14 protein-coding genes and 1 tRNA gene are annotated in these 12,469 nt (G+C 67.1%); 2 read left to right on the top strand and 13 right to left on the bottom strand.

All coding sequences use genetic code 11. The features are described 5' to 3' along the window. Positions 1–383: 383 nt before the first annotated feature. Together BJEO58_RS12300 and BJEO58_RS15270 are read right to left on the bottom strand one after the other, a co-directional pair. A tRNA-Ala gene (locus tag BJEO58_RS12300) sits at positions 384–456 on the bottom strand. A gap of 114 nt (positions 457–570) precedes the next feature. Beyond that, a complete protein-coding gene (locus BJEO58_RS15270; RefSeq protein WP_246076018.1) occupies positions 571–765 on the bottom strand; it encodes a hypothetical protein in 195 nt (64 codons plus the stop codon). On the opposite strand from BJEO58_RS15270, the gene BJEO58_RS12295 reads away from it, so the two are divergent. After that, entirely contained in the window at positions 758–1,558 is an 801-nt protein-coding gene (locus BJEO58_RS12295; protein ID WP_246076019.1) for an alpha/beta fold hydrolase, read from the top strand. The two genes, BJEO58_RS15270 and BJEO58_RS12295, sit on opposite strands and share 8 nt — an antisense overlap. A 49-nt stretch (positions 1,559–1,607) precedes the next feature. Here BJEO58_RS12295 and BJEO58_RS12290 read toward each other — a convergent pair whose 3' ends face one another. Genes BJEO58_RS12290 through BJEO58_RS12265 form a run of 6 tightly spaced genes read right to left on the bottom strand, consistent with a single transcriptional unit; the run spans position 1,608 to position 7,637 of the window. Beyond that, positions 1,608–2,069: a cation:proton antiporter gene (locus BJEO58_RS12290; protein ID WP_101589758.1), complete on the bottom strand. Its 462-nt coding sequence runs from the start codon at positions 2,067–2,069 to the stop codon at positions 1,608–1,610. Then, positions 2,069–2,329 (bottom strand): monovalent cation/H+ antiporter complex subunit F, encoded by a 261-nt coding sequence (locus BJEO58_RS12285; RefSeq protein ID WP_101589757.1) that lies wholly within the window; start codon positions 2,327–2,329, stop codon positions 2,069–2,071. The genes BJEO58_RS12290 and BJEO58_RS12285 overlap by 1 nt, the downstream gene beginning before the upstream one ends. Then, positions 2,326–2,712 (bottom strand): Na+/H+ antiporter subunit E, encoded by a 387-nt coding sequence (locus BJEO58_RS12280; protein WP_101589756.1) that lies wholly within the window; start codon positions 2,710–2,712, stop codon positions 2,326–2,328. Before BJEO58_RS12280 ends, BJEO58_RS12285 begins: the two co-directional genes overlap by 4 nt. Further along, a complete protein-coding gene (locus tag BJEO58_RS12275) occupies positions 2,705–4,267 on the bottom strand; it encodes a monovalent cation/H+ antiporter subunit D family protein (protein ID WP_101589755.1) in 1,563 nt (520 codons plus the stop codon). Before BJEO58_RS12275 ends, BJEO58_RS12280 begins: the two co-directional genes overlap by 8 nt. After that, complete coding sequence (locus tag BJEO58_RS12270) at positions 4,267–4,593, bottom strand: sodium:proton antiporter (protein WP_101589754.1); 327 nt, start codon at positions 4,591–4,593, stop codon at positions 4,267–4,269. The genes BJEO58_RS12275 and BJEO58_RS12270 overlap by 1 nt, the downstream gene beginning before the upstream one ends. Beyond that, a complete protein-coding gene (locus BJEO58_RS12265) occupies positions 4,590–7,637 on the bottom strand; it encodes a DUF4040 family protein (protein WP_246076020.1) in 3,048 nt (1,015 codons plus the stop codon). Before BJEO58_RS12265 ends, BJEO58_RS12270 begins: the two co-directional genes overlap by 4 nt. Positions 7,638–7,790: 153 nt before the next feature. On the opposite strand from BJEO58_RS12265, the gene BJEO58_RS12260 reads away from it, so the two are divergent. After that, positions 7,791–8,894: a glycosyltransferase family 4 protein gene (locus tag BJEO58_RS12260; protein WP_101589753.1), complete on the top strand. Its 1,104-nt coding sequence runs from the start codon at positions 7,791–7,793 to the stop codon at positions 8,892–8,894. A 115-nt stretch (positions 8,895–9,009) separates the two neighbouring features. Here BJEO58_RS12260 and BJEO58_RS12255 read toward each other — a convergent pair whose 3' ends face one another. From BJEO58_RS12255 to BJEO58_RS15015, 5 genes are read right to left on the bottom strand one after another with little or no spacing between them, the layout of a single operon-like run. Continuing rightward, on the bottom strand, positions 9,010–9,666 hold the full coding sequence (locus tag BJEO58_RS12255; protein WP_101589752.1) for a histidine phosphatase family protein: 657 nt from the start codon (positions 9,664–9,666) through the stop codon (positions 9,010–9,012). A gap of 2 nt (positions 9,667–9,668) precedes the next feature. Continuing rightward, positions 9,669–10,082: a ribosome silencing factor gene (rsfS, locus tag BJEO58_RS12250; RefSeq protein ID WP_101589751.1), complete on the bottom strand. Its 414-nt coding sequence runs from the start codon at positions 10,080–10,082 to the stop codon at positions 9,669–9,671. Positions 10,083–10,102: 20 nt separating this feature from the next. Next, on the bottom strand, positions 10,103–11,593 hold the full coding sequence (locus BJEO58_RS12245; RefSeq protein WP_101589750.1) for a hypothetical protein: 1,491 nt from the start codon (positions 11,591–11,593) through the stop codon (positions 10,103–10,105). Beyond that, positions 11,586–12,206: a nicotinate-nucleotide adenylyltransferase gene (nadD, locus tag BJEO58_RS12240; protein ID WP_257904216.1), complete on the bottom strand. Its 621-nt coding sequence runs from the start codon at positions 12,204–12,206 to the stop codon at positions 11,586–11,588. The genes BJEO58_RS12245 and nadD overlap by 8 nt, the downstream gene beginning before the upstream one ends. A 30-nt stretch (positions 12,207–12,236) precedes the next feature. After that, a complete protein-coding gene (locus tag BJEO58_RS15015) occupies positions 12,237–12,392 on the bottom strand; it encodes a hypothetical protein (RefSeq protein ID WP_180951943.1) in 156 nt (51 codons plus the stop codon). Between the last annotated feature and the right edge of the window lie 77 nt (positions 12,393–12,469).

Raw genomic sequence — 12,469 nt, 5'->3', positions numbered from 1 at the left:
ATCTTTGCGCGCATCGATCGCCATCCTCGTGGCTCGCTCGCGTAGCTCGTCGGGGTACTTTCGTGGTGCGACCATGCCGCCCATCCTTCCGGGTTATCGATGTCTCCATTAAACCCGGGGCGATTCACACCGAAGCGATCACCCAGCATCGCCGAGGAACAGATCGGGCCAGCTGCCTATGACACCGCGTTCAGCCCGGAAGACGGCAACGGGATCCAGCAAGGATGGGGAGGAAGATCCCGGTAGACACGCCCAAGCCAGACACACTTTTTGGCCTTTAACCCCCAGCGTCCCCGCGCACGGCAGGACCCGTGGGGTACGGGCGCGGTGAATGCGAAGAAGCCCCGTCATCCGACGGGGCTTCTTCCGCTTGCTCATCTACGTGGAGGTAAGGGGATTCGAACCCCTGACCTTCTCCATGCCATGGAGACGCGCTACCAACTGCGCCATACCCCCGTAGGTGTCCTCCCGCGTCCGGGCGACTCGATACATATTAGGTCGACTCGCAGTCGAATGCAAAACGAGCGACGGGCGGTGACCGTAGACTCCGACTATGCAGTTCCCGCCCTCTCAGAGGCTCGTTGCCGGCAGCGACTTCCCCTGGCCGTTCCCGAGTGGTCCATCCCCGGACTCACCGCCGCGGGCGGCTGCCGCCTCCTCCGCCGCCACCGTGCGCACGGCAGCCGCTCCACCTGCAGTCTGGCTGTACCCGGCGAGGAGCTCGGCAGACGCACCGTCGACGCGCCGAAGGCCCCTCGTGCTCATCCACGGCTTCCGCGGGGACCACCACGGCCTCGCCCTCATCGCCCATGAGCTGCGCGACCGCGATGTCTGGGTCCCCGATCTCCCGGGATTCGGCAGTGCTCCCGTGCCCCGAGCCGGACTCGACCTCGCTGCATTCACCACCCACATCCAGGCCCTCTGCGCCGCGGCGGAATCGGCGTCCGGCGCACGGCCGACCCTGGTCGGACACAGCTTCGGATCCGTGCTCGCGGCACATGCCTACGCGCACTCACCGGACATCAGCTGCGGTGTGGGACTCCTCTCCCCCATCGTGCAGCCGGCTCTCGAGGGCTCCGCACGGCTGCTCACCCAGCTCACCCGCCTCTACTACGCCGCAGGCGCTGCTCTGCCGGACCGGCTGGGCTCCGCGCTGCTCGCGAACCCCTTCATCGTCCGCGGCATGAGCGAGGTGATGGCCACGTCATCCGATCGCATGACCCGGCGCTTCATCCACGATCAGCACGCACGCCACTTCTCTGAGTACGCGGACCGGCGGTCGCTGGCAGAGGCGTACCGCGTCTCGACCGAGCACACCGTCGCCGAGGTCGCAGCCGAACTGGCGCGCACGTCGGGCCCCCTGCTGGTGGTCGCCGGCGACGACGACCTCATCGCGCCGATCGAGGCGGCCCGGGGCTTCGTGGCCGATCTGCGCGAGAGGCACGTTCCGGTCGACGCGGAGACACTGACGGGAGTGGGCCATCTGCTCCACTACGAACGCCCTGCCGCGGTGGCCGACGCGATCGAGACGTTCGCGCGCACGATGGATCAGGACTGACGGCGGGGACAAGCGCGTGCAGGACGCGCACGCTGCCGGGACTCGGCGGTCAGTTGCCCGCCGGGTCGTCGCCGCGGGGCTCGTCGCCCACCTGCGCTTCGTCGCCCACCTGCGCCTCGTCGGGTTCATGCATCGCAGCAGGACCATCGACGTGCGGGTCCTCGCCGCGGGCGTACGCCAGGCGATTGGGACGCGTGTACCTGTGCACCGGTGAGCCCGACAGCAGGGTCGCGCGCGACAGCGTGTTCGAAGCGATCGAGCTGACGATGATGAGCGAGGCGAACCCGACGAGCCCGATGAACAGGTGGTAGAGGGAGAAGCCCTCCCGCTGGAGCAGGTACACGTAGCATCCCACGATGACCAGCGGCATGCCCAGACCGGTCGCCGGTGAGAACACGTTGATCCGGGACAGCGCGTCCTTCGCGCGGAACATCGCGAGCGCGCTGGTCAGAACCAGCAGGGAACCGCTCAGGACGCAGAAGGCGATGAAGACATCGATGGCGGTGGTCATCAGCGATGCCCCCTCGTGAGGATCCGGGCCAGTGCGATCGTCGCGAGGATGCCCAGCAGCGACGACAGGAAGATCACATCGAGCATGATCGATATGTCGGTGAGCATCGCGATCATCGTGAGGATGCCGATAGCGGCGAAGTACACGAGGTCTCCGATGATCGCACGTGAGCCCAGATCCTTCGCCGATGCCACCCGCACGAGCCCCACACCGATCGCGACGGCGAAGATCGCGATCGCGGTCCAGAAGACGAATGTCATGCTTCATCCCTCCCGAAGACCTCGAGCGCAGGACGGGGCGGCTTGCCGCGCATCGCCGTCAGCAATCGCCTCTCCATGTCGTAGAGATCAGTCATCGCCTCGTCCTCGGAGCCGGCGAAGAGCACGTGCACGAACAATGTGGGCGGATCGTCGGCTCCATCGCTCGCCGCGATCGCGGCGACGAGTGTGCCGGGAGTGATCGTGATCGAGGATGCGAACATCGTGATCTCCAGATCCGTTGTGCACCGCAGCGGGAGCTGGACGATCATCGGGCTGCTGTACCCCCGAGGGGTGAACAGAGCGACGATGACATCGACCGTGCCGGTCACGATCTCCTTGCCCATCCAGAGGAAGTATCCGATGAGCCTGAGCGGATTAACCATGGCCGAGCACCGCCCTGATGTAGTCGCCGTTGGAGAGCAGTCCGTCCGCAGACCTCTGCGTCACGTCGATGAGCGGCTGCGGCGCGATGAAGAGCATCACGGACAGACCGATGAGGACCGCGCCCGGAACCAGCAGCCGGGCGGGTATCCGCACATCAGCGGTCAGGGACGTCGCCCGTGATCGCCCGGTGAGGCGGCCGTCGGGATAGTACGTGTCCGGATCATCGCCCCAGAAGACGCCGCGCCACAGCCGGATGAGGGCGAAGAGGCTCAGGGCGGAACCGACGATGATCGCCGCGATGAGCACCCAGCCCATGACGGATGTGGAGTCGCCGTCCGTGGGGACGGCAGCTGCCACGACCAGTCCCACCTTGCCCCACAGTCCCGATGTCGGCGGCAGCCCGACGAGTGAGAAGAGCCCCAGCACGACGAGGACGGCGGTCGCCTTCTCTCGTCTCGCGAGTCCCGTCAGCTTCCGATACAGCCCGGTGCCGTACGTCTGCTCCACGGCTCCGAACACCAGGAGCAGCCCCGCCATCGTGAGGATGTGATGGACGGTGTAGAAGATTCCTGCCTGGAGTGCCGCCGACGTGAGCAGGACGACGCCCACGAGGATGTGCCCCACGCCGGATGTCATCTGCACGGCGAGGGTGTTGCGCACACGGTTCTCCGCCATGCCGGACAGCGAGCCCACGAGGATCGATGCGACCGCGACGATCGCCAGCGCCCACGTCCACGCGGGTGGTTCCCCGAAGATCGTGCCGTAGATCCGGAAGATCGCATAGATCGCGACCTTGCTGTGGAGTGCGGAGAACAGAGCCATCATCCCGGCGGATGTGTTGGGGTACGACCGCACCAGCCAGGTGTGCGCGGGCACGGCGCCGGCCTTGATGAGGAACGCCACGACCACGACGCCCAGAGCGAGCTGGCCCGGTGCGTCGATCTCGTCCATCGCCGCGAGTGTCCCGATGTTCACGGTGCCCATCGTCCCGTAGACGAAGCCCACCCCCGCCAAGAGGAGCGTCGAGGTCAGAAGATTCACGATGACGAACATCCGAGCGACACCCAGTCGGCGCCATGTGCCCGTCACCGCGATGAGTGCGTAGGACGGGAGCACCATCACCTCGACGAACACGAACATGTTGAAGAGATCGCCGGTGAGGATCGTGCCGTACACACCCGTCACCATCATGAGGATGAGCGCGGGCACGAAGCGGTACTGGTCCTCGCCCGTGGAGATGAGGAACCAGCCGCACAGGACGGACGCGATGCTCGTCACGAGCAGGAGCAGAGCGGCGAAGCTGTCCGACACGATCGGGATCGCGAGCCCGTTGAGGTACCCGCCCACGGAATGGGCGATCACCGGCTGATCCACGTGGAGCACCAGCAGCACGACCGCCGCAGCACCCACGAAGACGGGTACGCCGATGAGCAGTGTGCGGTCGAATGCCCGCGATTTGATGAGTGTGCTCAGCGCGGTGGCGGCGAGCGGCACGGCGAGGAGCAGAAGCAGCAGTGCGGAATCGCCGGGTGCTGCGATAGGAGGATTCTCCATCAGCGCTCCTCCCCTGTCTCCGGAAGACGGTACTGGTCGTCGTCGTGGCCGAACACCGCGGTCGACAACATGAAGATGGTGATGGCCAGCGTGATGACGATGGCGGTGAGGACGAAAGCCTGCGGAAGCGGATCGGCGGCGAGCGTGACGTCAGTGCGGCCGTTGAGCGGCTCGCCGCGCCACGCGGACACCCCGGAGGCCAGCAGCATGAAGTTCGCCGCGTGGGAGATCATCGTCATCCCGAAGACCGCGCGCACCATCGAGCGCTGCAGCGTGAGATACACACCGCCGGTCACCAGGACCGCAACTGTCACAGCGAGGATCATGATCCGTTCCCCTCTGACTCCCGACCACGGGACATGGACGCCGTGTGCGCTCGTCGACGCCGCTTGCGCTGGTCCGGGGTCCGGCGCCACCAGGAGGGGCGCTCACCCCGCACCGAATCCATGGGGCCCGACATCTCGCCGTACACCATCTCGTCGACGCGCTCGCGCGTGCTCTCAGTCGTCTCGTCGTCGACGTCTCGGATCATGGTCCCCTCGACCAGGACGTCGTCGCCCGCGGGGGTGAACGCGGAATCGGAGGTCCCCAATAGGTTGAAGCTGATGAGGATGAGGCCGAGCACCGCGATGTAGACACCCACGTCGAACAGCATCGAGGTCGTGAAGTGCTCGCCCAGGAAGTAGCCGTGCAACGGCTCGAGGAACGAACCGGCGAAGATGAGACCCACACCACCGGTGAGGACTGCGATGAGCACCCCGCCGCCGATCAGTCCGACAGGCGCCTGCGGCGGACCGATCGCACGATCCGTGGTCGTCGACATGTAGAGCAGTCCGATGACTGCCGACCCGATGAGGGCGGCGATGAAGCCTCCGCCCGGCTCGTTGTGCCCGCGCCAGAACACGATCGCCGAGGTGATGACGAGGATCGGGATCAGGCGACGGACCGTGAGCTGGACCGGAATCACGTTCGGCCAGGCGACGAACGCAGCACGCTGCGCCGCGGTGTGGCCGAGCCGCACGTACGGAGTGCGCGGCACTTCGGGGACATCCGAGGCGGGAGGATCGATGTATCGGTCGCGCACCGACGACATGACGGCCACGATCGCGATGCCGGCCATGCCGAGCACCGTGAGCTCGCCCAGTGTATCCAGAGCGCGGAACTCGACGAGGATCGTATTCACGATGTTGTCGCCGCCGGAGACCTCGGGAGCCTGCTCGAGGTAGTACATCGCGAGATCGGAGCGCTCGCGGCGACCCACCAGCGCCCACGTCGCGACACCCATGGAGACGCCGATGAGGAGGGCGAACGCTCCGCGCTTGAGCTGGGCTCTGCGCGGATACTTCCAGAAGGTGCGGGGGAGCTTCTGCAGCACCAGCATCATGATGATGATCGTCATGGCCTCGACGAGGAGCTGCGTGAGGGTGACGTCCGGCGCCCCGAGCGACATGATCTGGACGGTCGCGAGGATGCCGACGGCGGACAGGGCCACGATTGCTGTCATCCGCGACTGTGCGAGGCAGGCGACCGCGACTGCGATCGTGATCAGGACGAGGAGGACCGCATCGATGGGGCGATTGAGCCCTTCCTGCAAGGGGGGCAGACCCGGTCCCTGCACGATCGCTGCGACTCCGGCCAGTATCACGACGGCGAGCAGTCCCAGGCCCGGAACCACGTGCCGGGCGGCGCGCACAGGTGCAGTGAAGCGGAAGAGTGCGTGGGCGGGACGGATGAACGCCGATTCGATCGCGTTGATGACGTCCGCCCCGTCGAAGGGGAGGACGGCACGACCGAAGAACCGCCACACCCTGCGGCGCGCGACGATGATGACGACTCCGATCGCGAAGATCGCCGTCGTCGCAGCCAGTTCAGGAGTGAGACCGTGCCAGAGAGCGAGATGCGGTTCCGGCGCCGTGCCCGGCAGCGCGGCTGTCACCGCGGGGACGACTAGGCGCTCGAGCTGCGGGAGCATGAAGGCCAGCGGGACGGACGCGAGGATCGGCAGCGCAGCGAACACGAGCATGACCGGCGACTGAGAACCGAGTTCGTCGTCCTGGGGTGCGTCGCCGTCGACGAATGAGCCGAAGACGAGCTTGGCGCAGTAGGCGAACGTGAGGATTGAGGCTGCTGCACCGGCGATCAGTGCGGCCCAGCCCGTCCACGCGGCCCCAGGAGCGTCGAGCAGGCCCGTGAACACGGACTCCTTCGACACGAAGCCCAGCATCGGCGGCACCCCGGCCATCGAGGCGCAGCCCACCACCACGACCGCGAACGAGGCGGGTGCGCGTCCGATGAGCCGCGGGATCCTGCCGACCTCACGGGTGTGAGCCACGTGGTCGATGACGCCCACCATCATGAACAGACCGGACTTGAAGAGCGCGTGGGCGATCACGTGGAGCACCGCCGCCACCATCGCCATCTCCGTGCCCACACCGATCGCGGCGGTGATGAGTCCCAACTGGCTGACGGTCGAGTAGGCCATCAGCTTCTTGATGTCGGACTGGTTGAGTGCGAACCATCCGCCGAGTGCTGTCGTGACGAGCCCCGCGACGATGAGGAGTCCGTTCCAGGCCGGAACATCGTTGAAGGCGGGGCTGAAGCGGATGAGCAGGAAGACACCCGCCTTCACGACTGCGGCGGCGTGCAGGTAGGCACTCACAGGGGTCGCTGCGGCCATGGCGTCGGGCAGCCAGGAGTGGAACGGGAACTGTGCGGACTTCGTCATCGCCGCCACTGCGACCAGCACGGCGATCGTCGCGACGAGCGCGGGATCGGCACCCTCCCAGGCCGCCGACGTGAGCGCTTCGCTGATGCGGGTCGTCCCGGTGACGACGATGATTCCGGCGATCGCCACCAGGAGTGTCAGCCCACCGAGGAAGGTGAGGAGGAGAGTCCTCATCGAGGGGGCCTCGGCCGTGGTGCCGGACCGCGCGATGAGCAGGAAGGAGGCGAGGCTGGTCACTTCCCAGCAGAGGAACAGGACCAGCAGGTCATCGGTCAGGACCAGCCCGGTCATCGCGAGCGTGAAGGTGCACATCAGCCAGTAGAAGCTGAGCTGTCGGCCAGCGCCCAGATAGCCGGTGGAGTAGGCGAGCACCGCAGCCCCCACGAGCAGGGCGATGAGGGTGAAGACGACGCCGATCCCGTCTGCGCGGAACGCCAGTTCGACTCCCAGGCCCGGGATCCACGGACGCGTCCATTCGAGCGGCGCACCGTCGAGAGCCGCCTTCACGGCCGGCAGGAAGGTCGCGGTCGCAGCCAGATACCCCGCAGCGAGCACCCAGCCCGAATGCCTGCCGAGGCGCGCGGTGATGGCGGGCGTGAGAGCCACGATCACCGCGAGCACACCCAGTGTCCACACGATCGACACCCTCGCTCACCTCCGGTTCGCTGTCAGTTCCTCACGGCAGTGACAGCGTCGTCCGGAGGTAGAAGTTTCAGTTACTTCACCTTACAGAGTCGTGTGAAAGGGGTGCAAAGTCGCCGCCGCTCGGGACCTGGCGGGGCGGATACGCTGAGGAGCATGAGATTCTTGTTCGATGCGCGGTACACCCGCTGGCCGCGGCATGACGGCATCTCTCGGTACGGAGCGGGGATCCTGGGCGGTCTCACGCGTCTCGCCGCAGTGGATCCGACCGTGTCTGTCGAGGCGCTCGTGAGCGACCCCCGGCAGGTCGAGATGCTCCCTCCCGTTCCCACCCATCGGGTCTCGGCCCCCACGTCGCCGGCAGAGCCCCTCCTGGCCCGCCAGGTGAACAAGCTGGATCCGGACATCGTCTTCTCCCCCATGCAGACCATGGGCTCGTGGGGCAGGGACTACCAGCTGATACTCACCCTGCACGACCTCATCTACTACGCATACCCCACTCCGCCGCGGGACCTCCCGCTGCCGATCCGGGGCCTCTGGCGCGCGTTCCACACGTCGTACTGGCCACAGCGGCTGCTGCTCGATCGCGCAGATGCCGTCGCGACGGTGTCGCAGACCACACGGGACCTCATGGTCGAGCACTCACTCACGCGTCGGCCACCGACGGTCGTCCCGAATGCGGCTGACCCGGTCGACCCGCTGCCCGCACGCGCCAGCGGGCACGACGCGCGCACCCTCGTCTACATGGGCGCGTTCCTGCCCTACAAGAACGCCGAGGCCCTGGTCCGATCGCTCGCGTGGCTGCCCGGATACACGCTGCACCTGGCCTCGCGCATCTCACCGCGGCGAGAGGCAGAGCTGCGTGCACTCGTGCCGGACGGTGCGCGTGCGGTCTTCCACCGTGGAATCAGTGATGAGGAGTACGCCTCGCTGCTGGATCGCGCGACGGCACTCGTCACGGCCTCGCGCGCCGAAGGATACGGTCTGCCCGTCGTCGAAGCCCTGTCACGCGGGGTCCCCGTCGTCCTGACGGACATGCCGATCTTCCGCGAGATCGCAGGCGGCACGGAGACTGCCGGCTCCCCCGCGCGGTTCGCCGATCCCGACGACCCTCAGGACTTCGCCCGTGCAGTCCGCAGCCTGGAGGACCCTGCCCAGTGGTCCCGGGCTTCGGCCGCCGCGCCGCAGCGGGCGGCTGCTCACTCCTGGGACTCGTCGGCCCGCACCCTGCTGGAACTGGCACGCAGCCTGATGGAATGACTGTCTGGTGGGATGACTGCCTGGAAGACTGCGTGGAGGGCTGCCTGGTGGGCTGCCTGGTGGGCTGGTACTCAGGGATTGGAGAGTATGTGCGCTCAGCGGCTGGAGAGTGCGCTCAGCGCGCGGCGACGACCGTGGCGTCCTCGCCCGGACGCGCGAGCGCGACCGATTCGGCTCCGCCTTCCCAGCTGCGCAGCACCCAGCCGTCGCGGCCCGGGCTCAGCCGCGCATACGTGCAGTTGGAGAGCACGCCCAGACGACCTTCGCCGTGCTCCATCCCGAGCAGCATCTCCGCTGCTCCGCGGATGACAGCACCATGGGCGACCACCACGAGGTCGCTGTCCGCGCCGGATTCCGCAACCAGCCGCGTGATCGCACCGTGGACGCGCGTCGCCGACTCATCACGGCTCTCTCCACCGGGCGGGCGCATGTCGACTCCGGCGAGCCAGGCATCGAGCTCATCCGGCCACATCGTCGCGACCTCATCGCGGGTGTGGCCTTCCCAGTCGCCCACGGAGATCTCCCGCAGCGCACTGTCGAACTCCACTGCGACATCCGCCTCATCGGAGAGGGCCTGAGCGGTCTGCGCGGCACGGCGCAGGTCCGATGACACGATGCGCGAAACGGTCGATGACCCCGCGAGGTGCACCCCTACCGCACGGGCCTGTGCCTCGCCGAGTTCGTCGAGAGGGACGTCCACCTGGCCCTGGAACCGACCTTCGGCGTTGTAGGAGGTGCGTCCGTGGCGCAGGAGCGTGAGTGATCGAACCACCGTCACTCCTCCTCGGATCCGGGATCAGCCGGCGCGATGGCCTCGGCCGAGGCGACGGCCTCCGCCACGTCGACCACGGGGCAGTCCTTCCACAGGCGCTCCAGCGCGTAGAACTCCCGATCCTCCTGATGGAAGACGTGCACGACGATATCGGCGAAGTCCAGCAGGACCCAGCGGCCCCCGCTCTTCCCCTCCCGGCGTACGGGCTTCGCTCCGTGCTCCTCGAGCAGGAGCTCTTCGACTCGATCGACGATGCCCGCAACCTGACGCTCCGAGGAGGCCGATACGACGACGAACACGTCCGTGATCACCAGCTGCGCGCTGACGTCCAGCGCGACGATGTCCGATCCGCGCCTCTCAGCGGCGCCGAAGGCGGCGGATCGGGCGAGGGAGACGGCTTCAGGTGTGGCTGACACAAGGTCCTTCCGGGATGCGGTCAGAGGAGCAGGAACAGAGCGATGACGACCAGGGCGAGGGCGACGAAGCCCGCAGCGCCCAGGACGATGTACGGGACCATGGAATTGCGTTCGGCGACCAGGATCTCGCCGTCCTCGTTCGTCACGGACCGAGCGCTCATGGGCGTGGCCGGCGGCTCTTCGAGTTCATCGGAGTCCTCTTCTTCGTCGGCGCCGCCAGCCCCGGCACCATGCCACACGTCACTGCGAGCGGCGGTTGCGACGGTGGCCTGACCGGTTGATGCGCGCGAGGCGGTGCTGAACGTGCCGGTACCGAGCGATGCTTCATCGATCGCCGCCAGCGGGGTCGTCGGAGGGTTCTCATCGAGGTCCTCCGGGGTGATGATCGGCAGGGCTCCGGTCACGACGCGGATGTTCGAGCCCGTCGGAGGCTTGACCACGGGAGTGCGGCGGCGCAGTGGCGCATCGAAGTCGCCGATGGCGGACGGCGCGATGACGGCCGTGGAACTGGTCTCGAAATCGGGGCCGGACGGGCTCGCATCGACGCGATGCCGCGCGAGATCGAAGTCTGCCGTCGGGTCGCTCGCGGCAGCGGCATCCCGGTCCGCACCCTCAGCTGACTCGTCCGCGACCAGGTCAGCATCCGTGTCGGTATCGCCGTCGGCCTGTGCTGAAGCCGCGTCGGGTGCTGAGGCCGCGTCGGGTGCCGTGACCGTGCCGGGTGCTGTAGCCGCGCCGGGTGCGGTGGCCGCATCGGGTGCTGTGGCCGCGTCAGCGTCGGCCGGCAGTGCCTCCACGTCCTCGTCGACCGGTTCTTCCGCTTCGGAGACGTTCTCGTCGAGGTCTGTGACCCCCGCAGGTTCGACGTCTGCTTCCCCTGCGGGCCCCTGGTTCGCGCTGGAGTCGGCGTGGATCTCCGGGGCCGTGGCAGCGGACTCTTCAGCGGGCGTGCCTGCGACTGCTGCGGTTGGCTGAGTGCCGGCTGCGGACTGGCCACCACCGGAACCGTCCGGATCCGAAGCGTCCTGATCCGAAGCGTCCTGGGGCGCGTCTCCTGTCGACGCTTCAGCCGTGGCGTCTCCTGCATCTCGCTCGGCCAGAACCTGGGGAATAGCGGCCGTCGAGATGTCCGACGGGAGGTCGTGCTCGCGCAGGAACCTCTTGCGCTCGCCGCGTGATGCGAACCGGGGCACCTCAGGAGTCTCTGCGGGTGTGTCAGTCTCTGCGGGTGTGTCGGTCTCTGCGGGAGCGTCAATGCCTCCGGGAGCGTCAGTCTCTGCGGGAGCGTCAGTCCCTGCAGGAGTGCCGGGAGTCGTGGGCTCCGGTTCGGGAGCGTCCGCAGGCGCCTCATCCGGTGCGGGAGAGGTCGTCGCCTCCGGCTCCTTGTCAAGAGTCTCAGCAGGCGCCCCTGCTTCTTCTGCCTCAGGCGACTGCTGAGCGTCGTACGCCTCGTCTGCCGCGCGGCGCTCGGCTTCGCGGCGCTCCCGTCGCGTCATGAACTTCTCAGCCAATGTCACTCCTGTACAGATTGTGCTTAGCGATGTACTGGACGACGCCGTCCGGCACCAGGTACCAGACGGGCAGATCCTTCTCCGCACGCTCTCGACACTCGGTGGACGAGATCGCGAGCGCTGGGATCTGCAGCAGACTGAGCCTGCCGGTCGGCAGTCCATCGCCGGTCAGCGCGTGCCCGGGACGGGATACGCCCACGAAGTGCGCGAGGGCGAAGAGTTCGTCCGAATCCTTCCACGACAGGATCTGCGCGAGCGCGTCTGCGCCCGTGATGAAGAATATGTCCGCGCCTTCACCGTACACCTGGCGGAGGTCCCTCAGCGTGTCGATCGTATAGGTGTGTCCCGGTCGATCGATGTCCGCACGCGACACCGTGAAGCGCGGGTTCGATGCCGTCGCGATGACCGTCATGAGGTAGCGGTCCTCCGCGGCGGACACCTGGCGCTCCTCCTTCTGCCATGGCCGGCCGGTCGGCACGAACACCACTTCGTCCAACTCGAAGGTCGCCGCTGCTTCGCTCGCGGCGACGAGGTGACCGTGGTGGATGGGATCGAAAGTACCGCCCATGACACCGATGCGGCGGGGCGGTACGTCTGCGTGGACGGGATTCACTCGCTGAGAAGTCGTAGTTCGACGAACGTATCAGTGGCGGTGTGCGATGCCCTTCCACGACAGCGTGATGACGCCCAGGAACATGAGGATCGCGAAGGTGATGAGCCCGAAGCCGATCGGAGGGATCGGGAGCTCGTACACGACGTGCGGGGTCGCCGCAACGGAAGCGAGGATGGAAGTCGCCATGGTCTACGTCCTTCGATTTCGTGTCTGTGGTCGATAGTTCGGGACAAGTCTCTCATGTCGTATCGGCGATTGCAGAA

The sequence above is a fragment of the Brevibacterium jeotgali genome, from assembly GCF_900169175.1.
GTDB classification, from domain to species: domain Bacteria; phylum Actinomycetota; class Actinomycetes; order Actinomycetales; family Brevibacteriaceae; genus Brevibacterium; species Brevibacterium jeotgali.
The sequence above is the reverse complement of the archived record's forward strand: the minus strand, read 5'-3'. Positions and strand labels throughout refer to the sequence as shown.

Bases quoted from the DNA above. Each gene is read 5' to 3' on its own strand.
- BJEO58_RS15270 (WP_246076018.1), bottom strand. From the start codon at position 765: ATGAGCACGAGGGGCCTTCGGCGCGTCGACGGTGCGTCTGCCGAGCTC.
- BJEO58_RS12290 (WP_101589758.1), bottom strand. From the start codon at position 2,069: ATGACCACCGCCATCGATGTCTTCATCGCCTTCTGCGTCCTGAGCGGT.
- BJEO58_RS12285 (WP_101589757.1), bottom strand. From the start codon at position 2,329: ATGACATTCGTCTTCTGGACCGCGATCGCGATCTTCGCCGTCGCGATC.
- BJEO58_RS12280 (WP_101589756.1), bottom strand. From the start codon at position 2,712: ATGGTTAATCCGCTCAGGCTCATCGGATACTTCCTCTGGATGGGCAAG.
- BJEO58_RS12275 (WP_101589755.1), bottom strand. From the start codon at position 4,267: ATGGAGAATCCTCCTATCGCAGCACCCGGCGATTCCGCACTGCTGCTT.
- BJEO58_RS12270 (WP_101589754.1), bottom strand. From the start codon at position 4,593: ATGATCCTCGCTGTGACAGTTGCGGTCCTGGTGACCGGCGGTGTGTAT.
- BJEO58_RS12260 (WP_101589753.1), top strand. From the start codon at position 7,791: ATGAGATTCTTGTTCGATGCGCGGTACACCCGCTGGCCGCGGCATGAC.
- BJEO58_RS15015 (WP_180951943.1), bottom strand. From the start codon at position 12,392: ATGGCGACTTCCATCCTCGCTTCCGTTGCGGCGACCCCGCACGTCGTG.